15 protein-coding genes are annotated in these 24,256 nt (G+C 57.5%); 10 read left to right on the forward strand and 5 right to left on the reverse strand.

What is annotated here, in order from left to right:
• The first annotated feature begins 9 nt into the window (after nt 1-9).
• On the forward strand, nt 10-11,136 hold the full coding sequence (locus CUN67_RS29590) for a hemagglutinin repeat-containing protein (RefSeq protein WP_208719224.1): 11,127 nt from the start codon (nt 10-12) through the stop codon (nt 11,134-11,136).
• Nucleotides 11,133-11,435: a hypothetical protein gene (locus tag CUN67_RS29595; protein ID WP_208719226.1), complete on the forward strand. Its 303-nt coding sequence runs from the start codon at nt 11,133-11,135 to the stop codon at nt 11,433-11,435. Before CUN67_RS29590 ends, CUN67_RS29595 begins: the two co-directional genes overlap by 4 nt.
• A 42-nt stretch (nt 11,436-11,477) precedes the next feature.
• Here CUN67_RS29595 and CUN67_RS29600 read toward each other — a convergent pair whose 3' ends face one another.
• Nucleotides 11,478-11,660, reverse strand: coding sequence for a SymE family type I addiction module toxin (locus CUN67_RS29600; RefSeq protein ID WP_208719228.1), 183 nt, complete (start codon nt 11,658-11,660; stop codon nt 11,478-11,480).
• A 94-nt stretch (nt 11,661-11,754) separates the two neighbouring features.
• On the reverse strand, nt 11,755-12,360 hold the full coding sequence (locus tag CUN67_RS30735; protein ID WP_208719230.1) for a hypothetical protein: 606 nt from the start codon (nt 12,358-12,360) through the stop codon (nt 11,755-11,757).
• On the opposite strand from CUN67_RS30735, the gene CUN67_RS30545 reads away from it, so the two are divergent.
• Together CUN67_RS30545 and CUN67_RS29610 are read left to right on the forward strand one after the other, a co-directional pair.
• On the forward strand, nt 12,350-12,658 hold the full coding sequence (locus CUN67_RS30545; protein ID WP_254711463.1) for a hypothetical protein: 309 nt from the start codon (nt 12,350-12,352) through the stop codon (nt 12,656-12,658). The genes CUN67_RS30735 and CUN67_RS30545 overlap by 11 nt on opposite strands.
• 21 nt (nt 12,659-12,679) lie before the next feature.
• Nucleotides 12,680-13,573, forward strand: a complete 894-nt coding sequence (locus tag CUN67_RS29610) for a polymorphic toxin type 25 domain-containing protein (protein WP_254711464.1) — start codon at nt 12,680-12,682, stop codon at nt 13,571-13,573.
• 598 nt (nt 13,574-14,171) lie between these two features.
• On the opposite strand, the gene CUN67_RS29615 is transcribed toward CUN67_RS29610, so the two are convergent.
• Complete coding sequence (locus tag CUN67_RS29615; RefSeq protein ID WP_208719232.1) at nt 14,172-14,327, reverse strand: hypothetical protein; 156 nt, start codon at nt 14,325-14,327, stop codon at nt 14,172-14,174.
• Between the two features lie 95 nt (nt 14,328-14,422).
• Between CUN67_RS29615 and CUN67_RS29620 the strand changes: the two genes are divergently transcribed.
• Nucleotides 14,423-16,453: an alpha-amylase gene (locus tag CUN67_RS29620; protein ID WP_208719234.1), complete on the forward strand. Its 2,031-nt coding sequence runs from the start codon at nt 14,423-14,425 to the stop codon at nt 16,451-16,453.
• A 97-nt stretch (nt 16,454-16,550) separates the two neighbouring features.
• Here CUN67_RS29620 and CUN67_RS29625 read toward each other — a convergent pair whose 3' ends face one another.
• Entirely contained in the window at nt 16,551-16,868 is a 318-nt protein-coding gene (locus tag CUN67_RS29625; RefSeq protein WP_208719236.1) for an ArsR/SmtB family transcription factor, read from the reverse strand.
• 342 nt (nt 16,869-17,210) lie between these two features.
• Between CUN67_RS29625 and CUN67_RS29630 the strand changes: the two genes are divergently transcribed.
• Genes CUN67_RS29630 through CUN67_RS29650 form a run of 5 tightly spaced genes read left to right on the forward strand, consistent with a single transcriptional unit; the run spans nt 17,211 to nt 23,426 of the window.
• A complete protein-coding gene (locus CUN67_RS29630; protein ID WP_208719238.1) occupies nt 17,211-18,197 on the forward strand; it encodes an ABC transporter permease in 987 nt (328 codons plus the stop codon).
• A complete protein-coding gene (locus CUN67_RS29635) occupies nt 18,194-19,066 on the forward strand; it encodes an ABC transporter permease (RefSeq protein WP_208719240.1) in 873 nt (290 codons plus the stop codon). The genes CUN67_RS29630 and CUN67_RS29635 overlap by 4 nt, the downstream gene beginning before the upstream one ends.
• 3 nt (nt 19,067-19,069) lie before the next feature.
• Nucleotides 19,070-20,662 carry a rhodanese-like domain-containing protein gene (locus CUN67_RS29640; RefSeq protein WP_208719242.1) on the forward strand — a complete coding sequence of 531 codons (1,593 nt, stop codon included), beginning with the start codon at nt 19,070-19,072 and terminating at the stop codon, nt 20,660-20,662.
• The gene (locus CUN67_RS29645; RefSeq protein ID WP_208719244.1) at nt 20,659-21,786 is read left to right on the forward strand and encodes a mandelate racemase/muconate lactonizing enzyme family protein; all 1,128 of its coding nucleotides are present in this window, start codon (nt 20,659-20,661) and stop codon (nt 21,784-21,786) included. Before CUN67_RS29640 ends, CUN67_RS29645 begins: the two co-directional genes overlap by 4 nt.
• Nucleotides 21,787-21,800: 14 nt before the next feature.
• Nucleotides 21,801-23,426 carry an ABC transporter ATP-binding protein gene (locus CUN67_RS29650; RefSeq protein WP_208719246.1) on the forward strand — a complete coding sequence of 542 codons (1,626 nt, stop codon included), beginning with the start codon at nt 21,801-21,803 and terminating at the stop codon, nt 23,424-23,426.
• Between the two features lie 32 nt (nt 23,427-23,458).
• Here the strand turns inward: CUN67_RS29650 and CUN67_RS29655 are convergent, their stop codons facing one another.
• Nucleotides 23,459-24,256 carry an SDR family oxidoreductase gene (locus CUN67_RS29655; RefSeq protein WP_208719248.1) on the reverse strand — a complete coding sequence of 266 codons (798 nt, stop codon included), beginning with the start codon at nt 24,254-24,256 and terminating at the stop codon, nt 23,459-23,461.

The following is a 24,256-nucleotide window of genomic DNA, read 5'->3' on the forward strand; positions in this document are numbered from 1 at the left end:
GTAAAGATTATGGACGATCGCCAGCCTGTCTCCCGTGCCCGCCGCGCCCTGAGTTATCTGGTCTGCTACCTGATTGCGGTGCAGCCGATGTTGCCAGCAGCAGCTGCAGCTATCACACCCGTGACGCCGGGTACGCAGATGGATGCAGCGGGCAACGGCGTGCCGGTGGTGAATATCGCCACCCCGAACCAGGCGGGCGTCTCCCATAACCAGTACCAGCAGTTCAACGTCGGCAGCGAGGGGCTGATCCTCAACAACGCCACCGGACAGCTCACCCAGACCCAGCTCGGCGGCCTGATCCAGAACAACCCGAATCTGACGGCCGGACATGAAGCCCAGGCCATCATCAACGAAGTGACCGGTGCCAGCCGTTCCCAGCTGCAGGGCTATACCGAAGTGGCGGGGAAAGCCGCCAGCGTGATGGTGGCGAACCCCTATGGCATTACCTGTAACGGCTGCGGGTTTATTAATACCCCGAACGTAACGCTGACTACCGGTAAACCGCAGCTGGATGCCAGTGGCAATCTGGCCGCGCTGGAGGTGACCCAGGGTTCGGTCACCATCGAGGGCCAGGGTCTGGACGGGACGCGCGCGGATGCGGTGTCGATCGTTGCACGCGCCACGCAGATCAATGCCGGGATCTATGCGAAAGACCTGTCAGTCACTGCCGGGGCCAACCGGGTCGGGTCGGATGGCTCGGTAACGGCGATTGCCGGAACAGGCACGGCACCCTCAGTGGCCGTGGATACCGGTGCACTCGGTGGCATGTACGCCAATCGTATTCATCTGGTGTCGAGCGAGCAGGGTGTCGGTGTCAATCTCGGTAACCTGAACGCGTCGGTCGGCGATATGCAGATCGACGCCAGCGGTAAACTGACGCTGGCAAACGCCAGTGCGGCAGGCAGGCTTTCCGCCAGCGGGCAATCCATTGCACTGCAGGGCACCCAGCAATCGGGCGGCGATCTGAGCCTAAGCAGCCAGGGGCAGCTTGCCGTGCAGGACAGCCGGCTGAGCAGCGGCGGTAACATGACGCTGGCAGCCGGGCAGCTGACGTCCGGTAGCGCCGCACAGGTGGCTGCGGCAGGGAATATCAGCGCGGCCGCCGGTAATAACGGGCAATGGCAGGGCAGCCTGACGGCGGGAAAAGATCTGCAATTTAGCGCCGGGGATTTCACCAATGACGGGCTGATCGCCGCCACCGGTAATACGAACCTCACTGCGCAGCATCTGACTAATAACGGCACCCTCCAGGCACAGACGCAGACGGTTCTTGCCACAACGCTGGATAACAGCGGGAAGATGCAGGCCGCAGGGACGCAACAGATCCAGGCAGACAGCCTGGGTAATAACGGCACCATCGGGACCGGCGGCGAGTTACAGCTCACTTCTGATCAGGTGCTGACTCAGGATACAGGCGGCACCATCACGGCCGGTGGTGCGCTGGAGATCAGCGCCGGGCAGGCCACACTGGCGGGCAGCCTCAGCGGACAGCAAAACAGCCAGCTGAATTTTGGCTCTCTTACCACCCGCGACGACTTCTCCCTCTCCAGTACGGGCAGTCTCGCGCTGACCGCCGACAACGCGCAGCTGGGCGGATTACTGTCCGGCGACAGCGCGCTAACCGGACGGTTCGGACAACTGACCACCAACGCCGGTTCGCAGATTCAGTCGGGTGCTGATGCGGATATCCAGACCACCGGCAGCACGCTGCTGAACGGCAATCTGCGTGCCGGAGGGAACCTGAATCTGCTGAGTGGCTCGCTCAGTTCCGGCAGCGGCGCACAGACTTATGCGCAAGGCGATGCGCAGGTCAGCGCCGGGAACAATGGCGTGTGGAACGGCAGCCTGACCGCAGGCGGTAATCTGGATCTTAATGCCGCTGACTTCACCAGCAACGGCACCCTGGCTGCCGCCGGTGCTACGCAGCTCACCACGCGGCAGCTGACCAGCAGCGGTCTGATTCAGGCACAGGGCGTGCAGACGCTGAAAACTGACGCGCTGAACAACAGCGGCAAAATGCAGTCCGGCGGCGCGCAACACATTACCGCCAGCATGCTCGACAACGAGGGGCTGATAGGTTCGCAGCAGGGGCTGGATCTGCATGTTGCCAGTCAGCTGACTCAGGGTGATGCGGGGTCCCTGTTCGCCGGCGATCGTCTGACCCTGGACGGCGGTCAGGCCGTCATCGGCGGTGCGCTGACCGGTAAAAATGGCCTGACGCTGAATGCCGGTTCCCTGCAGACCGGGCAGGATTCGCAGCTCACCAGCCTCGGTGATATTCAGCTCAGTGCGGCACAGCAGACGCTCAACGGGCAGCTGTCCGCGGGCGGAAATGCAGACCTGCATGCCACCGATTTATCTGTCGGGGCGCAGGGCAGCGTGCACAGTGATCAGGTGTTATCCCTCGATGCGGGCCAGACTGCGACGCTGTCCGGTACGCTGGACGGGCAGACGTTCAGTGCCAGCGCCGGTGCGCTTCAGGTCACCGGCAGCGGTACGCTGACTTCAACCGGCGATATGCAGTTATCCGCCAGCCAGCTGCAGCTCGATGGCACCACCAGCGCAGGCAACAATCTGACCCTCAGTGCCGGTACGCTGAACGCGGCGACGGGCGGCAAAACCTCGGCGCAGAAGGATGTGCTGGCCACGGTGAACAACGGCGGCCTGTGGTCCGGCAGCCTGATCGCCGGACGTGATCTGAATTTTACCTCGGGGGATTTCAGCAACAACGGCACCCTGGCGGCCAACCGCAACGGGCAGTTCAGCTTTGGCACCCTGATTAACAATGGCCTGCTGCAGTCGCTCGGCACCCAGCAGCTGACCGGCGATGTCTTCAGCAATAACGGCACGGTGCAGTCCGGCGATGACCAGACGCTGACGCTGAATCAGTTCGATAATCAGGGTCTGACCGGCACCAGCGGTAATCTGGCACTGAAAATCCGTGACAATGTCACCAGTGGTGACGCCAGTACGCTGCTCGCCGATGGCAGACTGACGCTGCAGACCGCGCAGGCCGATTTAGGCGGCAGCCTGAGCGGCACGCAGGGGGCGGATTTGAATGCCACGTCCCTGACCAGCCGCGCCGGTTCGGTGCAGAGCAGCCAGGGCGATATCAGCATCAGTACCGCAACGGCAAACCTGAACGGTTTCCTCTCCGCCGATGGCAGCATGGCACTGGACACGCAGCAGCTGACCACCGGCAGCGACTCTCAGACGCAGGGTAAAAACCGTCTCGGGATCAGTGCGTCCGAAAAAGCTGACCTCGGCGGCAAACTGGTCACGCCGGGCACGCTGACGCTGCAGGCGGGCACGCTGACCAATACTGCCGCGCTGGGCGCAGAAAATGTAGAGATTAACGCGGATCAGCTGACCAACAGCGGGTCAGTCAGCGCCGATGATGGCCTGCATATTCAGGCTGATACCCTGCATCAGCAGGGCAGCCTGATGGCACAGAACCAGATGAATCTGGAAGGCCGGACGCTGGACAATCAGGGCACCATTTCCACCCGCGATCTGAGCATCAGCTCCCGCAACAGCCTGACCAACCAGCAGACCGGGGTGATCGCAGCGTCCGGAAATGCACAACTGACCACGCCAGAAGTCATCAATAACGGGACGCTGGCGACGCAGATCCTCGGCGTCACTGCCGGTGACATCAGCAATAACGGGTTACTGCAGGGCACCGGCAGCGCCACGTTCAGCGCGAATTCCCTGACTAACGGTACTCAGGGGCAGCTGCTGTCAGCCGGTACGCTTGATGTCCATGCCGGTGAGACGCAAAACCAGGGCCGTTTTCAGGCCGGACAGTTAACCCTGACCGGCAACAGCCTGACCAACGGCGGCACGTTACTGGGCACGGCGGGGCTGAATGCGCAGGTGCAGGGCGATTTGCACAACAGCGGCAGCCTGCTGTCATCGGGTGATGCCACGGTGGGTGCCGCCACGCTGGAGAACAGCGGCAAACTGCTCAGTGAAAAAACCGCTACCCTCAATGCCACACATCTGACCAACCAGGGGCAGATACAGGGCGATACGCTGGCGCTGAGCGGCAACAGCGTTGATAACAGCGGCAACCTGATTGGTCTGCAGGCGCTGACGGCGCAGCTGCAGCAGGACCTGACCAACGCCACCTCCGGCAACATGCTGACCCAGGGGGCGCTGAACGTCACTGCCGGGAACGTCACCAGCGACGGCAGCTGGCAGGCCGGCAGCGCTACGTTGCATGCCAGCCAGCTGGATCTCGACGGTGCGATCCAGACGACCACGCTTGCCGATCTTAACCTCAGTGGCGCGCTCAATACCCAGGCACAGGGCAGTATTGTGTCCAGCGGACTGGCTGTCCTGCAGGCGGCCAGCCTGAATAATCAGGGTAACTGGGCGGCGGATAACCTGCGCTTAACGGGGGGAACGCTGACCAGCAGTGGCAAAGTGACCGGGGTCAGTGCTCTGGCAGCCACGCTCAGCGGGCAGTTGCAGAATCAGCAGGGTGGTGCGTTACTCAGTGGCGGCACCGGCACCCTGGCGGCGGGTAATATCGCCAACAACGGCACGATCCAGGCCGATAACCTGACCCTGAACGCCGGAAGCCTGACCAATGCCGGGCAGGTGCAGGGGCAGCAAAACCTTACCGGGACAATCCAGGATGCGGTCAGCAATCTGAACGGCGGCACGCTGCGCAGCCAGGGCACCCTCAGCCTTGGCGCAACGTCGCTGCTGAACCAGGGGCAGGTACAGGGCGATGGCGTGACCCGGCTGACGTTCTCCGACAATCTCAGCAACCAGGGAACCCTGCTGACCGGCGATCGCCTGACGCTGGCTGCGCCGGTGATCACCAACAGCGGCATCCTGCAGGCGCAGGGGCTGACGCTCACCGGCAGCAGCCTCAGCAACAGCGGTACGCTGACCGGCCAGGGCGACAGCACGCTGAATGTGGACCAGGCCGGCAATCAGGGCCAGCTGCAGGGCGACCGCCTGAGCCTGACCGCGAACGCGCTGCATAACAGCGGCACCCTGTTTGGCAGCCAGCTGCTCGGGCTGGATCTCGGCACCACCGATAATCAGTCAGGCGGCAGACTGTTCAGCGCCGGGGATCTGACGCTGAACACATCCAGCCTGAGCCAGGCGGGCAGCATGCTGGCGCTGGGCAATATGACGTTACAGCTGGGCTCGGGCTTTACCCAGACCGGCACCCTCGCCGCCGGGCAGACCCTCAGCCTGAGCACCCAGGGCGATCTGAATGTGCTCGGCACCCTGCAGGGGAATGGTATCCAGCTCAGCGCGACCGGCGACATGACCAACAACGGTCAGCTGAACGGCGGCAGCGGGACGGTCGGCGTGGATGCCGGCAATATCACCCTGAATGACAGCGGCAGCGTACAGTCCGGCGGCGACATCCGTCTGACCAGCCAGGGGCAACTCAGCAACTACGGCTTTGTCGGCGCGGCGGGCAACGTCCTGATGTCCGCCCCCGGCCAGCTGTATAACAACGCGCTGCTGTACGCGGGCAACAATATGCAGCTGCTGGCCGACCATCTGCAGAATGATCGTGGCGATATTCTGGCAGGCAACAGCCTGTGGATGCAGAAAGACGCGGCGGGCAGCGCCAGCAGCGAGGTAGTGAATAACTCCGGCAATATCGAAACCACCAACGGTGATATCACCATTAATACCGGCCATCTGCTGAACCAGCGCGACGGGTTGAACGCCACCAGCACCACGGTGACAGCAGACAGTCCGGCAGCGGGCAGCCCGGTCAAAATAAAGCTCCACAACGCCGACTTTGCGCTGGGCGAACTCGAATCCTACTCGGTCACCACCCATGAAGGCAGTGACGGCAAGAACAACGGCGTCAATGTCACCCGCAACTATGTCAAACCGGTTGATAGCGGGCTGGAGAAACGCTACCTGGTCGGCACTTCAACAGTTGAGGTGACGGCCAGCGGTGGCGCAGGGCGCATCGCCGCCAGCCACAATCTGAACGTGGCGGCTGATACGCTGGATAACCTCGCCGGTAATCTGCTGGCCGGGCAGGATATCACGCTGTCCGGTAGCGAGCTGAATAACCAGTCCTGGCAGCCCTCGGTGCAGCAGGAGTATCTGACCTATGCATACGACACCCAGCAGGGCAGCCGGGTTTATCAGGGTACGGCAAACAACGCCAGCTTTGATTTTTACCTGACGGGTACGCCCGAATACGAAACCACCACGACGGGCGAGGGGTATCGCGCCGTCATTCAGGCCGGTGGTGCGGTTAACGCCAGCTTCAGCAATAACATCAGCAATACCACCACCACAGCAAATGCGGGCGGCCTGACGCATGCCATCAGCGCACCGACCCTGAACGGCACCGCCGCGCTGCAACCCGTCAGCGGTACGCAGAGCCAGCAGCTGGCCGGGGACAGCGGGCTGGTCGTGGGCTCGGTGCAGTGGACCAGCTCCGTCAGTAACGCGTTGCAGCAAATCGGCAACCAGGGCGCGGCGCTGACCGATTACCCGCTGCCGACCGGCAACAGCGGCCTGTTTGTCGCCAGTAAAGACCCGGCCAGCCCGTATCTGATCACCACGAATCCGCAGCTCGGCAGCGTGGGGAAAACCGATCCGGCGCTGTTTAATGCGCTGAATAATTACCTGGCCACTCCCGCAACAGCCGTCGCGTCTCCGGCGCAGAAAACCGCCCAGACTGGTCCTGCGCTGACGCTGGCAACCACGACGGTTGCGGATCAGGTGACCACGCCGGTGGTGCAGGCCGCTACTCCGGCCACCACGCCCCGTACCGAAACGGCTGCCGTGTATACCGATCCGGCTCAGTTCATCGGCTCATCTTATCTGCTGAACCGCCTGAACCTCGCGCCGGATACGGACTATAAATTCCTCGGCGATGCGGCGTTCGATACCCGCTATGTCAGCAACGCGGTACTCAGCCAGACCGGACAACGCTATATCGGCGGCACCGGTTCTGACCTGGCGCAGATGCAGTATCTGCTCGACAACGCCGCCCAGCAGCAGCAGGGACTGGGTCTGCAGTTTGGCGTCAGCCTGACGCCGGAACAGGTGGCCGGGCTGACGAAAAGCATCGTCTGGTGGGAAAAAACCACGGTTGACGGCCAGACGGTGCTGGTGCCGAAACTGTACCTGTCACCGGGTGACAGTACCGTGGCAGAGGGCAGCGTGATTGCCGGGAACACCGTCAATCTCGACGCCGGACAGATCGTCAACAGCGGCAGCACCTTACAGGCTGAGACGCAGCTGGCGGCGAAAAGCAGCACATCGCTGGAAAACCTCAATGCAGGGCTGATTACCTCAGGTGGCAGCGTTCAGCTCAGCGCGCTGGGCGATATCAACAATATCGGTTCCTCGATTGCCGGGCAGACGGTGGCGCTGGCGTCCGTCAGCGGCGATATCAATAACGTCACCCAGGCGCAGCAGTGGACCGCTGCCCCGGTCAGCAGCGGGAAAACCTCACAACTGACCTTCAGCCAGACTCAGACCGGTGACGTTGCCAGTATCTCGGCCAGCAAAGGGCTGTCGCTGACGGCCGGTAACGATATTAACAATACCGGCGCGAAACTCACCGCAGGCAGCGACCTGCAACTGGTGGCGCTGAACGACCTCAACCTGGCAGGCAACGCGCTGAGCACCACGCAGACCAACGCGAAAGGCAGTTCTCAGACCACCAGCAGCCAGGCCAGTGAGGTCAGCGCAGGCGGTGACCTGGCCGCCTATGCGGGGCATGACCTGACAGTGACTGGCAGCGCGATCGCCGCTCAGGGGGATTCCAGCCTGACGGCGGGTAATGACCTCAGTCTCAACACGATGGACAACAGCAGCCATCAGACCAGTGGCAGTGATAAAACCGATAATAACAACGCCACCCGCACGGTGGTCAGCAGCGGCGGCGACCTGGCGCTGAACGCCGGTCGTGACATTAACTCCGAAGCCGCGCAGATCTCCGCCACGGGGGATGCTTCACTCAGCGCCGGACGCGACGTGAATCTGAACGCGCAGCAGACCAGCACTTACAGCGAAAAACACGGTCATCAGAGCGTCAGTATCCGCCAGGACGTCGCGCAGGAAGGCACCGAGCTTGCCAGCGGTGGAAGCACCCGCATCGCTGCCGGACGCGATATCACCACCCAGGCCGCCCAGGTCAACGCCACGGGTGACCTTGCGCTGAACGCCGGACGTGATGTGAATATCACCACCGCGACGGAGAGTGATTATTCGTACGATGAAGTGACCAAGACCAAAAAGAGCCTGTTCAGTAAAAAAACCACCCACACCATTGCCGAAGACAGTTCCACCACGGAAAAAGCCTCGCAGCTGAGTGGCGATCAGGTCTCGATCGTCGCCGGTAATGACCTGAAAGTCACCGGTTCTTCGGTAGTGGGCGAGAGTGATACCGGCCTGAAGGCCGGTCACGATCTGGCGATCAGCGCCGCAACCGAAGAGCAGAGCAGCTACCGCCTGAGTGAAACGAAGAAAAGCGGCATGTTCAGCGGCGGCGGACTTGGTATCACCATAGGCAGCGCCTCTTCCCGCCAGCAGCTGAAAGAAGATGGCACCACCCAGAGCCAGAGCGCCAGCGCGGTCGGCAGCACCGGCGGCAGCGTCACGCTGGTTGCCGGTAATGATGCCCATGTCGCCGGTTCTGACGTGATCGCGAAGCAGGATGTCACCCTGGTGGGCGGCTCCGTGACCATCGATCCGGGTAACGATACCCTGACGCGTCATCAGTCTTACGAGCAGAAGCAGAGCGGCCTGACGCTGCAACTCAGCACCCCGATCACCGACGCGCTGCTGACTCTGGGGTCACAGGCGAAAGAAGCCAGCGAGGCCGGGAATGACCGCCTGAAGGCGCTGGATGCCGTGAAGATGCTGGAAAGCGGCTGGGCGATGGGGAAAGGGGCAACGCAGTCCGCCACCGCGCTGGCAAAAGGCAAACTGGAAGATGCCGGCATTACGATCTCGCTCAGCGTCGGATCCAGCAAAAGCAAATCCAGCTCGGATTACGCCAGCAACACCGTCAGCGGCAGTTCGATCAGCGGCGGCGGTGACGTCAGCGTGATCGCCACCGGTGCGAACGGCACCAGTGGCGACCTGAACATGGCGGGCAGCGGCATCACCGGCGGCAACGTCACGCTGGCCGCTGCCCATGACCTGAACCTGATAGCGGCCAGCAATAACACCGACCAGAAGAGCAGCAACTCCTCGTCCGGCTGGAGCGTCGGGGGGCATATTGCCTATGGTCAGCAGACCGGAATTGGCGTACAGGCCAGCGGCTATGTGGCCAGCGGGTCAGAAAACGGCAACAGCACCGCATACGTCAACAGCCGCGTTAACGCCCGCGACACCCTGGCGCTCAGCAGCGGCAACGACACGCTGCTCTCCGGGGCACAGGCGCTGGGTAACCGCATCGTCGCTGATACGGGCAATAACCTGACGATAACCAGCCTCCAGGATATCGACAACTACCAGAGTAAACAGCAGAGCGCCAGCGGCGGCTTCAGCGTCACCTTCGGCAAACCGAGCGGTTCGGTGGGGGTCAGTGTCAGTACCAGCAAAATCAACAGCGAATACGCCAGCGTCGGTGACCAGAGCGGCCTGTTTGCCGGTGACGGCGGCTATGACATCTTCACCGGAAATCACACCCAGCTGAACGGGGCGGTGATTGCATCCACCGCCGATGCGGCCAGCAATACCTTTTCCACCGGCACCCTCGGCTGGGACAGCATCGGTAACCATGCGAAGTACCACGCCAGCAGCGCCTCGTTCGGTTTCAGCGGCAGCTTTGACAGCAGCCAGAAGCCGGGCGAGCAGTACACCGCCTCCGCCTTACCGGCGCTGGTGAATATATCGGGCAGCGCCTCCGGCACCACCCGTTCCGCGGTGGCGGACGGCACAATAACTGTACGCGACACGCAGAACCAGACGCAGGATGTGGCGGGGCTGAGCCGCGATACCGACAGCGCCAACGGGCATATCGATAAGATATTCGACAAGGAGAAGGTCGAAAACCAGATGGCGTTTGCGCAGGGTGTGCAGGAGCTGGCCGGTAAGGTGGCGGGGGATGTCAGCGCTTATAAACTGGATGCGGCGGAAAAAGAAGCCTCGGACCGGTTGCTGAAGGAGGACCCGAAGAACGCAGAGCTGTCGCAGCAGGCGCTGCACGATAAGGTGCTGGCTGACCCCGCCTATCAGGCCGTGGCGGCAGAGTGGGGCACCGGCGGAACCTACTCGATGGTGGCGAGCGCAGTGGCAGGCGCACTGGGCGGGCTGAGCGCCGGAAACATAGGTGCAGCGGCCAGCGGGGCAATGGCACCGTATATCGCCAACGAAATTAAGCAGAAGACGACCACCTATTACGCCGACGGTACCAAAGATGTCAACGTGGTGGCGAATACCATGGCCCATGCGGTGGCGGGCGCGGTGCTGGCGCAGCTGGCAGGGAACAGCGCTGCAGCAGGTGCCGCCGGCGCTGCCAGCGGTGAGCTGATTGCGAATGCGATTGTGAAATCGATGTACCCGAATACTGATGCGAAAGACCTGACGGAGAGCCAGAAGCAGACAGTCAGCGCACTGAGCCAGCTGGCAGCTGGCCTGGCCGGAGGGATGGCATCGGATTCGGCACTGGGCGCGGGTACCGGGACAGTGGCCGGGAAGAATGCGGTTGAGAATAATGCACTGAGTAATGATGAGGAGGAGTTCGAAGCGACACACGGGAACCGGCCTGTTAAAACTTACCAAATCAACCCGATGGGACCGAAGGTTCTGGATGAAGATGGCGAGCCAATCAAAGGAGGGGGACGTGGGATACTTAAGGGAGGAGAGCCAACTGAATCTGACATCTCAGCAAAAACACCTACTGGCTCAAAAGGTAATCCACTAAACATCATTGATGGTTCAAATAAGCCAGTTACAATAAATAATCGTGATTATTCCAGCCATTCCTTAGATCGTATGCAACGTCAAGGTATTACACCAACAGCAGTAGAGAATGCAGCACGGCCAGAAAATGCTGTGGCAGGGAAAAGGCCAGGAACAACAGCATATTACGATAGTGATAATAATATAACTGTAATTACGGATACCAAAAGTGGCACTGTGGTTACTGTTGATTATGGAAAAATAAAGCAATGAACTTACTTTCTGATATGAAATTAAATGAATATGATCAACGCCAACTTTCTCTAATGGAAGAAATGTTGGATTTATATTCATCAGATAAAATAACACTTAAAAAGCTGATTGATAATCTAGAAGGGCTGCTATTATGTTTGCAATCAGTTGATTCTGAATGGAAAAATTCATTTCATGAGCATTGGTTTGTTTTAGAGCAAGCTTATGCAGTGGCGTTGTTTAGAAATGAAAGCATCGATCATGATGATCCTGATATACAAGAGTCTCTAAAGCAATTAAGACGGTTATTAAAAAAGTAACCATAAAATCAGTTACCCTTCATAAGCCAGCCGGATGATCAGCTACCCCGGCTTCGTGATCACCTCGATCCTCTGCCCGATGGTGAAGCCCAGTGGCTCCAGCCAGCGTCCGTTAAGGGTCAGCTGTGGGGCCGGGTCCGGCCTGCCGCCGTTGGAGCGGTATCCCACGATGCAGCGATGTGCCTGGGGTGTGGCGGGTTCTGACTTATGATGTTGCGCAGCCATGATCAACTCCTTCTCAGTTGCTTGTGGTGAGCGGGCTGCCGGTGGTGAGACATCTTCAGCCCGCGCTAAATATCTTCTTCAGCTGTCCGCTGTCCTATGCAACCACCTCCTCCAGCATCTCCGCCACCATCTTCTGCCGTGCCTTCGGCAACCGGCTGATAACTTCAATCTGTTGCTCCAGCCGTGACGCCGGTCCGCGCCTGCGCGGCGTGCGTTCTGCCTCTTCACCCAGCAGCACTTCCAGAGAAACCGAAAGCAGCCGGGCCACAGCAGGCAGTACGGATATCTGTATCCGGCGTCTGCCCGCCTCCCTATGAGTACGCCGGTATGGCTGCGGCGGGAGCAGCCATTGCAGACGCTCTGAACGGGGATAAAGACGGTGAGTCAGCCCCGAATGTGGGTGCAAATCTGAGTGATGAAGAGAAAGCGGAGCTGGGCGGGAGTGGTTCAGCGACTCCACCGCCGATGCGGCGAATAACACCTTCTTCACCGGCACTCTCGGCTGGGACAGCATCGGTAACCATGCGGAGTACCATGCCTGCAGCGCCTCGTTCGGTTTCAGCGGCAGCTTTGACAGCAGCCAGAAGCCGGGCGAGCAGTCCACCGCCTCCGCCTTACTGGCGCTGGTGAATATATCGGGCAGCGCCTCTGGCACCACCCGCTCAGCAGTAGCTGACGGCACGATAACGGTGCGCGACACGCAGAACCAGACGCAGGATGTGGCGGGGCTGAGCCGCAATACCGACAGCGCCAACGGGCATATCGATAAGATTTTCGACAAGGAGAAGGTCGAAAACCAGATGGCTTTTGCGCAGGGTGTGCAGGAGCTGGCCGGTAAGGTGGCGGGGGATGTCAGCGCTTATAAACTGGATGCGGCGGAAAAAGAAGCCTCGGACCGGTTGCTGAAGGAGGACCCGAAGAACGCGGAGCTGTCGCAGCAGGCGCTGCACGATAAGGTGCTGGCTGACCCCGCCTATCAGGCCGTGGCGGCAGAGTGAGGCACCGGCGGAACCTACTCGATGGTGGCGAGCGCAGTGGCAGGCGCACTGGGCGGGCTGAGCGCCGGAAACATAGGTGCAGCGGCCAGCGGGGCAATGGCACCGTATATCGCCAACGAAATTAAGCAGAAGACGACCACCTATTACGCCGACGGCACCAAGGATGTCAACGTGGTGGCGAACACCATGGCCCATGCGGTGGCCGGAGCGGTGCTGGCGCAGCTGGCAGGGAACAGCGCCGCGGCAGGTGCCGCTGGTGCAGCCAGCGGTGAACTGATTGCGAATGCGATTGTGAAATCGATGTACCCGAATACTGATGCGAAAGACCTGACGGAGAGCCAGAAGCAGACAGTCAGCGCACTGAGCCAGCTGGCAGCTGGCCTGGCCGGAGGGATGGCATCGGATTCGGCACTGGGCGCGGGTACCGGGACAGTGGCCGGGAAGAATGCGGTTGAGAATAATGCGCTGGGTGATGGCTTCCAGTTGCCAACAGGTATGATGAATTATGGGCAGGCGGTTGCCTCATGGAATCAGTATGCGGTGGTCAATAATCTGACTCCGGAACAAACTCAAGAAGGGATGAATCAAATTGCTATTGGAGAAGGGCCTTCTTGGGGGGCTGAAGGAAAAGTTAGTCCAACAGGACAGATCAGTGGTGACTTTGCTATTGGTACCGGTTATACACTTACAGGTTCTATAGATGATAAACATTTTTCAGTTGATGGTGGAAGTATATATGGTCTTGGTGCACACGCAGGCGCATCAATTGGATTAACTTTCGGTCCTTATTTTCCGGGCGTATTTGGCAATCCAGAGCACGACTATTCACTTAATATCGGTGCTGGAGTTGTATCCTTCGGCGCAACTGGAAACAAGGATGGCATTGGTTTCTCCTTTGGAGTTGGACCATCTTGAGGGATCAGTGGCACCGAAGTTCATGGCGTTGATTTAAATGGAAGTTCTACAGATGAGATTTATAACCATGACTTTAAATGATTTTTATTATTTCAATATTGTTTTAGCGTTAATTTGTATACTGGTGTTCATTGCATGCTTCATTCGATTTGTATATAAGGAATTAGGAGGGGTAAAGGTGGGTAAGGATTCGTTCCTATTTTTTGATTTTATACTTTTTGGCTCTGGTTGGAAGTCTGACATTCCTGCCTTGTCGATGGCCGCAGCTTTGTTTTTTGGTAATTCTTTTGATTACATGAGAAATCATGACATTACCACCATTCATATAAATGCCATTGGTTTCTTTGCTGCATTTTCCCTTTTTGTTCATTGCAGATTTTTTTCAGGCATAATCTATAATGGTCAGAAAGTTAAATTCATAAAAGAGTTATTCCTTAATTTAAACTCATCTCCTAAGTATATTTCTCTATGGTTGTCAAGAATACTTTATATGATATTCGTAATTTGTGTATATAGAAGTTGAGCATAATAACCTGAGTGTAAAGGAAAATCAGTCCCGCACAGCTGAAATTACGCAGTATGACATCTTCACCGGTAATCACACCCAGCTGAACGGCGCGGTGATTGCCTCCACGGCTGATGCTGCCAGCAATACCTTCTCCACCGGTACCCTTGGCTGGGACAGCATCGGTAACCATGCGGAATAGAACATTTGCAGACCGGAAATTGCTTGTTTTTGATCAGTATCACTCATCCCTTTTCATCCTCCCAGGAAAACTGCACCCGGGAGGAGTTCATAGGACCAGCGGAGAGGCAGACTTAAAAAAATCACACAGGAAGGATCCCGCAATGAAACTCGCTGTGTTTGCACCGTTGTTGATTCCCGGGATGGCCTTTGCCGCCTGGACCACCGCTGACTTCCCTGCCTTTACTGAAGAAGGTTCTGGTCGCTTTATCAGCCAAAAAGTAATTGAAAAGGGTACTCGTCCGCTGCAACTTAANGTTGACCAGCAATGCTGGCAACCNTCAGGGCCGATCAGGCTCAACCAGATGCTTTCGATGGAACCCTGCCACAGCCCGCCACCGCAGTGGCGCATTTACCGGGATGGCCTGTATAACCTGGCGATCGATACCCGTTCCGGCACTCCGACGATGATGATTTCNCTGGAAGAAAAAGCGGGCAGCTCTGCTGCGGTATCTGTTCGCCAGTGTCCTNAGTGGGATGGTAAACCTCTGACCATTGATGTCAGTAAAACTTTCGCCGAAGGTAGCAAGGTCCGTGACTTTTACAGCGGCAACATCGCTACTGTCAGTGGCGGTAAAGTGACGCTGCAGCCGGCTCCCGGCAGCAACGGTTTATTGCTGCTCGAACGGGCCAGCACAGACGCTGACGCTCCCTTCAACTGGCACAACGCCACCGTCTATTTTGTCCTGACNGATCGCTTCGTGAACGGTAACCCGGCCAATGATNATAGCTATGGCCGCCACAAGGACGGTATGCAGGAAATAGCCACCTTCCACGGGGGTGACTTGCAGGGGTTAACCAGCAAACTGGATTATCTGCANCAGCTTGGTGTTAATGCCTTATGGATAAGTTCGCCGCTGGAACAAATTCACGGCTGGATCGGTGGTGGTACCAAAGGAGACTTCCCGCACTACGCCTATCACGGCTACTACACACAGGACTGGACGAAGCTGGATGCTAACATGGGTACCGAAGACGATCTGCGTCATCTGGTAGACGAGGCGCATAAACGCGGGATCCGCATTTTGTTCGATGTGGTGATGAATCACACCGGATATGCCACCCTTGCTGATATGCAGGAATTTCAGTTTGGCACCCTGTATCTGAAAGGCGATGAACTGAAAAAGACACTCGGTGAGCACTGGACTGACTGGAAACCCGGTAAGGGCCAGACCTGGCACAGTTTCAACGACTATATCAACTTCAGCGATAAAGCAGGCTGGGAAAAATGGTGGGGTAAAAAGTGGATCCGAACCGATATCGGCGACTATGACAGTCCCGGTTATGACGACCTGACGATGTCGCTGGCTTTCCTGCCAGACCTGAAAACCGAATCGAAGGAAGCCTCGGGCCTGCCTGACTTCTATCACCTAAAACCGGACACGGCAGCAAAAGAGATCCCAGGCTTTGCGCCACGCGACTACCTTACCCACTGGCTGAGTCAATGGGTACGTGATTACGGTATCGACGGCTTCCGTGTGGATACCGCCAAACATGTTGAACAGGACGCCTGGCAGCAGTTGAAAACGCAAGCCAGCGCAGCGCTGGCAGAGTGGAAAAAGGCCCATCCTGACAAAACACGCGATAATGCGCCATTCTGGATGACTGGCGAATCCTGGGGCCATGGCGTGATGGAGAGTGAGTATTACCGCCACGGTTTTGATGCGATGATTAACTTCGATTATCAGGATGAGGTGGCGAAAGCTGCCAGCTGTATGGCCAATATCGACCTCACCTGGCAACAGATGGCTGATAAGCTGCAAAGCTTTAATGTGATGAGCTATCTCTCATCCCACGATACCCGCCTGTTCCGCGAAGGTGGCAGCACAGCGGCAGAACTGTTGCTACTTACACCGGGTACCGTACAAATTTTCTATGGCGATGAATCGTTGCGGCCGTTCGGTCCCACCGGATCCGATCCGATACAGGGGACACGTTCGGATATGAACTGGCAGGATATCGGCGGGAAAGCTGCGAGTAACGTTGCTCACTGGCAGAAACTCGGCCAGTTTCGTGCACGCCATCCTGCTATCGGGATGGGAAGACAGACAACCTTATCGCTTCCCCATGGTTACGGTTTCGTACGTGAAAAGGGCGACGATAAAGTGATAGTGGTTTGGGCAGGGCAGCAATAAATAACAGGGTAAAGGTGCGCTCTCCGGTTACCGGGAGCGCAACAGAACAATCTGGTCACGCTAATTATCACCTTTCTCGCCTCGTCAGGTTTTCTCTTCATAACCCAATACCGTTGATATAGCTTTTGCCAAACTCAATATTCATCCTCAACATTCCAATCAGATTTTCCGACAACCCACTACTTAGACGATAGGTTACGGTTCTTGCTCGACGGCAGGAAACCAATAATCGCGCCTTGCGTAATGATGCCAGATGCTGAGACAAATAAGGCTGCGCTATTTGGGTACGGGTCACCAGTTCTGCGACAGTAGCAGGTTGCTGGCACAGTACCAAAGCGATGTGTAACCGGTCAGGATGCCCCAGCGTACGCAGGCATTGCGCCAGTAATTTGTTGTTATCGGCTGAGATAGTCATAGATATCTTCCGTTTTTTATCACCCGGCTCATCACCATGTCGGACAGAGTGGTGGCTGTCAATTTCGCGTCTTTTTACCAAATGGAAGATATTGGGTAATTTCGCCCTGAAGTAAGTAGCAGCAGGATTTTATTGCTGCTCGTAACGAAATTCTTTCCGTATTGTTTAACTTCAACCTTATGAAAAAATGGCTATTGTTTAATATGGAATTGCATTGTTAATTATGATTATTCAGTATTTCTTGTTAGTTTTCTCCAATGCCACTTCATGACTTTGCTAATGATAATTAGTTTATTTGCATTCCGAATCAGTTCGATACTCTCCTGTGGCGAGGAGATAAATATGAACAGTACCTTACGTTATATTAGTTGGCGGCTCGTGCAGGTAATTCCTACCGTAATCATTATTATTCTGTTGGCATTCGGCTTAATGAAGCTGGCACCCGGCGATCTGGCTGATGTGATTGCTGCGCAATCAGGCGGGGCGTCCGCCGAATATATGCATGAAATGCGGCAGTTATATGGGCTGGATGTACCGCTGTGGCAGCAGTTTACCCATTATCTTCAGGCGATTTTCCATCTCAATCTCGGCTACTCGTTTCTTTATAACGCCAGCGTCAGCGATTTAATCCTGAGTCGCCTGCCTGCCACCTTATTGCTGGCTCTGACGGCAATTTTCTTTGCGCTGGTGATCGGTGTATTGCTGGGGATCGTTGCTGCCCGTTACCGTGGTACCTGGATTGATGGTGTGATCTCGGTATTCTCAACGCTGGGTTTTGCCACACCATTGTTCTGGATTGGTCTGCTGCTGATCGTTGCTTTCTCGCTGAAACTGCCCTGGCTACCCTCAGGTGGTTTCTCCACCGTCGGTGCGGTCTGGACCAGCCGCTGGCAGCAGATAGCTGATGTTTTGCATCACCTGATCCTTCCTGCATTCTCCCTGAGTCTGTTCTTTTTATCTGTCTATGTACGCCTGACACGCTCCTCCATGCTGGATGTTTATCATCAGGACTACATCCGCACCGCGCGCGCCAAAGGTTTGCAGGAGTGGCGGGTGATTTTCCGGCACATGCTACGTAACGCTGCATTACCCATCGTCACGCTGACCGGGCTTGAAATCGGTGGCCTGCTAAGCGGCTCAGTGGTGATTGAAACCGTGTTTGGCTGGCCCGGTATTGGTCGGCTGGCCTATGACGCGGTGCTGCAACGCGATATCAATTTGCTGTTGGGTATTTTTCTGTTTAGCGCACTGCTGGTCGTGGTGATGAATCTGGCGATCGATCTGATTTACGTGGTACTGGATCCGCGCATTGGGAGACAGCGGGCATGACCGATTCTACTCTGCAATCCCTCCCGCAACGTGCAGGTAAACTGCACAGGTTGAAGGCATCAACTTCGCTGACACTGGGGCTGATGATTCTGCTTTTAATTGTGATCTGCGCCATTCTTGCTTCCTGGTTATTTCCCGGCGATCCACGCGAAATGGTCAGCGCACCTAACCTTTGGCCAGGCAGCAATCCGGCATACCCGCTCGGCACCGATATGATGGGGCGCGATGTGATGGCGCAGTTGTTTTATGGTGCACGTGCTTCGCTGGCGATCGGTCTGATTGCTACCGTGCTGGCGCTGGTTTGTGGCGTCACGATTGGCGTCGTCTCCGGCTACTTCGCGTCAGGCTGGCTGGATGATGTACTGATGCGCGTGACTGAAGTGTTTCTCACCATGCCGCGCCTGCTGTTTGCCATTGCCATCATTCTGGCGCTTGGCCCGACATTATTCAGCCTGTCGCTCGCGCTCGGTGCCACCTCCTGGCCGCAGATTGCCCGCCTGGTGCGCGCAGAGGCGATGAAAATTCGGGAGCAGGATTTTGTCCGCGCGGCATCCACCCTGGGCCTTAGCCATACGCGCATTATTTTCCGTCATGTTCTCCCCAATAGTGTGACCCCGGTCATGGTGGCCGCTTCGGTATTGATTGCACAAATCATCCTGTCGGAGGCCTCATTGTCTTTCCTGGGCCTTGGCGATCCCAGCCTGGTTTCCTGGGGCGGCATGGTGGGAAGTGGACGAGAAGTGTTGCGCACCGCCTGGTATATGGCCGCGCTGCCGGGGCTGGCGATTTTCATAACCGTGATGAGTTTCATGCTAATTGGCAATGGACTCAACGACTTGTTTAACCCGCGCTTAGCAACGAGGAAATAACCGATGTCCCAAGCTGGATTTGCCACCATCAGCCCTCAGGCTATTCGTCAGCAACTCGCCAGTGGTGCAGAGGTGGCGTTCATTGATATTCGTGAAGCCGGTGAATACGGCAATGGCCATGCCCTGCTGGCGGTTAATCTGCCATGGAGTGAACTGGAGATCAGAGTGGGGCAGTTAATCCCACGACGTCATACCCTGATCATTGTGCAGGATGCTACGGATGATGGGCGTGCCACGACCGCAGCGCAACGTTTAAAGCAGCTGGGTTATCAGGAGATCCGCGTTGCAGAGGGAGGGATTCAGGGGTGGGAAAGCGCTGGATTCTTGTTGTTCCAGGGCGTCAATGTGCCCAGTAAAGCATTTTCAGAATGGATTGAACGGGAAGCACATACACCAACCCTGAGCGCTGAAACCTTATCCGGGTGGCAGCAGCAGAGCTATCCTCATGTGCTGCTGGACGGGCGCACCCCGAAGGAGTTTCATCAGTTCCATATCCCCGGTGCCATCAACTGCCCTAATGGGGAACTTATCCCCTGGGTGCAGGATTATGCGGCAGCCGCGTCACTTCCTGTCGTCATCACCTGCGCCGGGCGAACACGCGGTATCATTGGTGCCCAGTCGCTGATTGATGCCGGGATCAAAAATCCGGTGCTGGCACTGGCAGGCGGTACTCAGGCCTGGCGTATTGCGCGTTTGCCACTCACGTTTAAAGACGCACAGTTCTGGACGCCAAAAAATCCTCCAGTGGAAACTGCAGTTTTGCAGCATCCCGCTATCGGTCAAATTAACAGCCAGACATTGCCACAGGATCCCTCACGCACCACCTATGTTTTTGATGTACGTAGCCGTGAAGAGTATTTGCAGGGGACGGTACCCGGTGCGGTATGGGTTCCCGCCGGGCAGTTGATCCAGACGCTGGATGAATATGTCGGGACGCGTGGTGCCAGGTTGGTGCTGTTTGATCCGCAACAAAGCCGGGCACAGATGGCTGCCTGGTGGCTGTATCAGTTAGGTTGGGACGTCAGCATATGGATCGATGCCGGGTTGCTGAAACCGCCGGTGACCGTTCCCCCGGATTTACCAGGCCTGTTCCCACAAGTCAGTGCGCTCACTGCCACGGCTGCCCGTCGCCAGTACCAACCTGGGGATACTCTTTTGATTGCCGATCGCAGCAAAAATCTGGCTGAACCTGTGATCGCGGGTAGCCGCTGGGTAAACCGGGCGGTGTTGGCGCAGCAGGTGGCAACGCTGCCAAAAGAACATACAGTTTGGGTTTTCGCAAAACAATCCTCACTCGCCTGGGCTGTGGCCTGGGATCTGAACACCCGTTACGGATTTCATGCGCGGGTGGTAGAGGGCGATGAGAATGACTGGCGGGCTGCGGGCTGGGCCTTTGACGATCAGAAGCTGGCTTTAACAGAGGCTGAGCGCATTGATTATCTCTTCTGGTTACACGATCGACACAGCGGCAATCTGGATGCCTCGGCGCAATACCTTGCCTGGGAAGCCAGTCTCCCGGATGCTGTCGATCATGACGGTCAGCACGGCTTTCGCCGTTTGTTGCCAGTGACACAGACTGAAGGCGTATTGCCATGAATCGCGATGCGCTGATTCGTAGTGTCACTCTCTGGCCGTTGCGTATTCCGTTGAAATCCACGTATGACATTGCTGCCGGTGAAACACGGCAAAGTGTTGATGTAGTGATCGTCAGCCTGCAAACCGAGGCAGGGGTCGTCGGCTTAGGCGAAACTCAGGCCTGGCATCGTCAGGGGAGTAACGAAACCCTCGCAGGATTAGTCGATGCCATGCAATCGCTACTGATCCCATTGATGATCGGCCAGTCAGTCTTCGATATTGCTTCACTGGCTGAGCGTTTTGACCGGCGATTGTCGGGACGGTACGCCGCCAAAGCCGCGCTGCTCGATGCGCTTTATGATGCGCAGGGAAGGTTGCTCAACCTGCCTGTATGGGCACTGCTTGGCGGCCGGGCGCGCGCCTCAGTTGCCACCGGGGCGGTACTGACCCTGCGTGAAAAGCTGGCTGAGACGCTGGAGGAAGCGGAGCTGCGCTATCAGCAGGGCTACCGCCATTTCAGCCTGAAAGTCGGGCGATCTATCAGTCGTGATATTCAGGCGGTGGCTGCTCTGCGTAAAACCCTGGGTGATGAGGTGCAGATCCTCATCGATGCCAATGCCGGATTGACCTTCAGTGATGCCCTGCGGTTGTTACAGGCTATTGAACCTTATCAGATAGAAGCGGCAGAGCAGCTGCTGGCAAGCCATGACTGGAGCGGTCTGGCGGATTTGGCTCGAAGAACGTCGATTCCGCTGCTGCTGGATGAAAGCATCACCACCCCGGCAGACCTGTTGCACGCCATTCCACAACGCCTGGCCCAGGGGGTACATACCAAAACCGCCAAAAATGGGGGTATCTGGCACAGCCGTCAGCTGTGGCAGATTGCCAGTGCCGCCGGATGGCAGGTACGCGCTGGTAATCATCCTGCGACCAGCATTGCAACGCTCGCGGTTGCGCATCTGGCTACCGCATGGGCTGCCCCCCTGATCACTTCGCCCTTTACCAGCAGCGTCACCCACGAATTAATGGGGGATGTAGTCAGTCAACCCCTGGCGATAACCCATGGTGAACTGAAGATCGGCGAGGGAACGGGTTGGGGGGTGGACCTGGATAAACAAGCCATTGCGCGCTGGCGCATTGATTAAGCAGGAGAACAACCATGAGTCTGTTAGAAGTACGGGATCTTCGCATCAGTATCCGTGACAAACTGTTGGTTAACGGTATTTCATTCACGCTGCGACCTAACGAGAAAGTCGCGCTGGTGGGAGAATCAGGTTCAGGCAAAAGCCTGAGCGCCATGAGCCTGCTGCGTCTGATTCCAGGGGCACAAATTAGCGGCGAAGCGCAGTTTGCCGGGCGCAATCTCTTCGCGTTGCCAGAAAAAGAGGTGCGTACCCTGAGCGGGCGCGATATCGCGATGATCTTTCAGGAGCCGATGACGGCGCTCAATCCGCTGAAAACCGTCGGTGAACAGATTGCTGAAGTCTATCGCCTGCATCACCAACTGAGCCGCCGCGATGCCTGGCAACAGGCGATAGCGCGCCTTGCTGATACCGGGATTCCCCAACCGGCGCAGCGCGCCCATGCCTGGCCGCATCAGCTGTCCGGTGGTCAGCGCCAGCGCGTGATGATTGCCATGGCGCTGGCCGGAGAACCGCGTTTGCTGTTGGCGGATGAACCCACCACGGCCCTGGACGCGACCTTACGGCTGCAAATCCTCGATTTGCTCGCTGATTTACAGCAACGTAATGGCATGGCGGTTCTGCTCATCAGCCATGACCTGCATCTTGTACGACGCTTCGCCGATCGGGTACTGGTGATGGAGAAAGGTGAGATTGTTGAAGATGCACCAACCGAACGACTCTTCAATTCGCCCGCTCATCCATATACCCGCAAGCTGCTGAGCAGCCGCCCGGAGCGTCTGTCCGGCCATGTCGCTAAAAATGCTCCTGCGGTACGTCTGCATGCCCGCGAGGTGGAAATTCGTTACCCACGCACGTTAAAAGGTGTGCGCAACTGGTTTTCCCCCGGCTGGCACACCGCCGTCAAACAAGCCAGCCTGGATTTATTGCAGGGGCAGACGGTCGGCATTATCGGCGAATCCGGTTCCGGTAAGACGTCGCTGGCCAATGCCGTTCTGGGGTTAGTGAAACATCAGGGCGCGCTGCTGGTGGATGGCACATCCTGGCAGGCTGCACGCAAGGCCGGTAAAACAGCCCATCAGACACAGCGGCGCAAAGTACAGGCGGTGTTTCAGGACCCGTACTCGTCGTTGTCGCCCCGGCTGACCATCGAGCAGATTATCGGGGAAGGATTGAAGCTGCATTATCCCCGGCTGTCCGCGGAACAACGCCGTCAACGGATCCTCGCGCTGCTGGCGGAAGTGGGACTGACGGAACCGCAATTCCCTCATTTGTTACAACGTCACCCCCATGAGTTTTCCGGTGGGCAACGTCAGCGTATTGCCATTGCCCGCGCCCTGATTATCGAGCCAGATGTCCTGGTGCTGGATGAGCCAACCAGTGCACTCGACGTCACCGTGCAAAAACAGGTGGTTCAGCTGTTACAGCAGCTACAGCGTGATCGCGGGCTGAGTTATCTGATTATCACGCATGATGTGGCGGTGGTAGCGGCGATGGCACATCATATTCTGGTGATGCGGGACGGTGAGGTGGTTGAGCAGGGTGAAGCCACGTTATTGCTGGCGGAACCGGATCATCCTTATACGCGCAATCTGATCGAGGCGGCGTATTTTCAGCCCCGTCGAGAGCAGCCAGCAGCCTGATAAACAAGGCGCGATAAAATCGCGCCACCATCTTATAAAATTGCTTTCTGTCCACCGTCTACGTTCAGCAGCGCACCAACGATATAACTGGCCCTCGGGCTGGCAAGAAACAGCACTGCATCGGCAATCTCTTCTGGCTGACCAAACCGCCCCAGTGGCAGTTCCGCTTCCATACGCGCTAGTGCTTCATCCGGCGTCAGTTGCAGCCGTTTAGCTTCATGCTCAATGGAACGATGGATCCGGTCAGTAAGCGTAAAACCTGGGTTCACGGCATTGATGCGGATGCCATACCGGGCGTAGTGCTGGGCCAGCGCCAGCGTAGAAAGCAGCAAAGCGGCATTGGCGGCACCCCCCGCGGCATGAGAAGGGTTGGGCACCCGACCTCCCGTCCCGACGATATTGACGATGGCTCCCCGTTCACCCTCAATATCACGCCGACGCCAGCGTGCCAGCACCGCATCCTGGGTGTGGATATAGGTGAAATACTTGGCCTCCATGGCCGCATGCCAGGCGGCGCTATCCAGTTCCTCCGGGGCACGGCGTTGAGCATCCCCGGCGCTGTTGACCAGGACATCAATTTCGCCCCATCTGGCGGCCGCCGCTTCAATGACATCGTTAGCTTGTGCGGCGTCGCGCAGGTCGGCGCTCAGCGTATGCAGCCGTTCATCCCCGGCATTGAGGATTTGACGTGCTGCGGCGAGATTTTGCGCATTACGGGATACCAGGATAACTTTGGCTCCCTCATCAAGAAATCGCTGTGCAACGGCCAGCCCGATTCCCTTGCTCCCGCCGGTAACCACCACCACCTTGTTGCTGAGTTGCAAATCCAT

Source organism: Pantoea cypripedii, assembly GCF_011395035.1.
Taxonomy (GTDB): domain Bacteria; phylum Pseudomonadota; class Gammaproteobacteria; order Enterobacterales; family Enterobacteriaceae; genus Pantoea; species Pantoea cypripedii_A.

Bases quoted from the DNA above. Each gene is read 5' to 3' on its own strand.
- CUN67_RS29590 (WP_208719224.1), top strand. From the start codon at position 10: ATGGACGATCGCCAGCCTGTCTCCCGTGCCCGCCGCGCCCTGAGTTAT.
- CUN67_RS29595 (WP_208719226.1), top strand. From the start codon at position 11,133: ATGAACTTACTTTCTGATATGAAATTAAATGAATATGATCAACGCCAA.
- CUN67_RS29600 (WP_208719228.1), bottom strand. From the start codon at position 11,660: ATGGCTGCGCAACATCATAAGTCAGAACCCGCCACACCCCAGGCACAT.
- CUN67_RS29610 (WP_254711464.1), top strand. From the start codon at position 12,680: ATGGTGGCGAGCGCAGTGGCAGGCGCACTGGGCGGGCTGAGCGCCGGA.
- CUN67_RS29615 (WP_208719232.1), bottom strand. From the start codon at position 14,327: ATGAGTGATACTGATCAAAAACAAGCAATTTCCGGTCTGCAAATGTTC.
- CUN67_RS29625 (WP_208719236.1), bottom strand. From the start codon at position 16,868: ATGACTATCTCAGCCGATAACAACAAATTACTGGCGCAATGCCTGCGT.
- CUN67_RS29630 (WP_208719238.1), top strand. From the start codon at position 17,211: ATGAACAGTACCTTACGTTATATTAGTTGGCGGCTCGTGCAGGTAATT.
- CUN67_RS29635 (WP_208719240.1), top strand. From the start codon at position 18,194: ATGACCGATTCTACTCTGCAATCCCTCCCGCAACGTGCAGGTAAACTG.
- CUN67_RS29640 (WP_208719242.1), top strand. From the start codon at position 19,070: ATGTCCCAAGCTGGATTTGCCACCATCAGCCCTCAGGCTATTCGTCAG.
- CUN67_RS29645 (WP_208719244.1), top strand. From the start codon at position 20,659: ATGAATCGCGATGCGCTGATTCGTAGTGTCACTCTCTGGCCGTTGCGT.
- CUN67_RS29650 (WP_208719246.1), top strand. From the start codon at position 21,801: ATGAGTCTGTTAGAAGTACGGGATCTTCGCATCAGTATCCGTGACAAA.
- CUN67_RS29655 (WP_208719248.1), bottom strand. From the start codon at position 24,256: ATGGATTTGCAACTCAGCAACAAGGTGGTGGTGGTTACCGGCGGGAGC.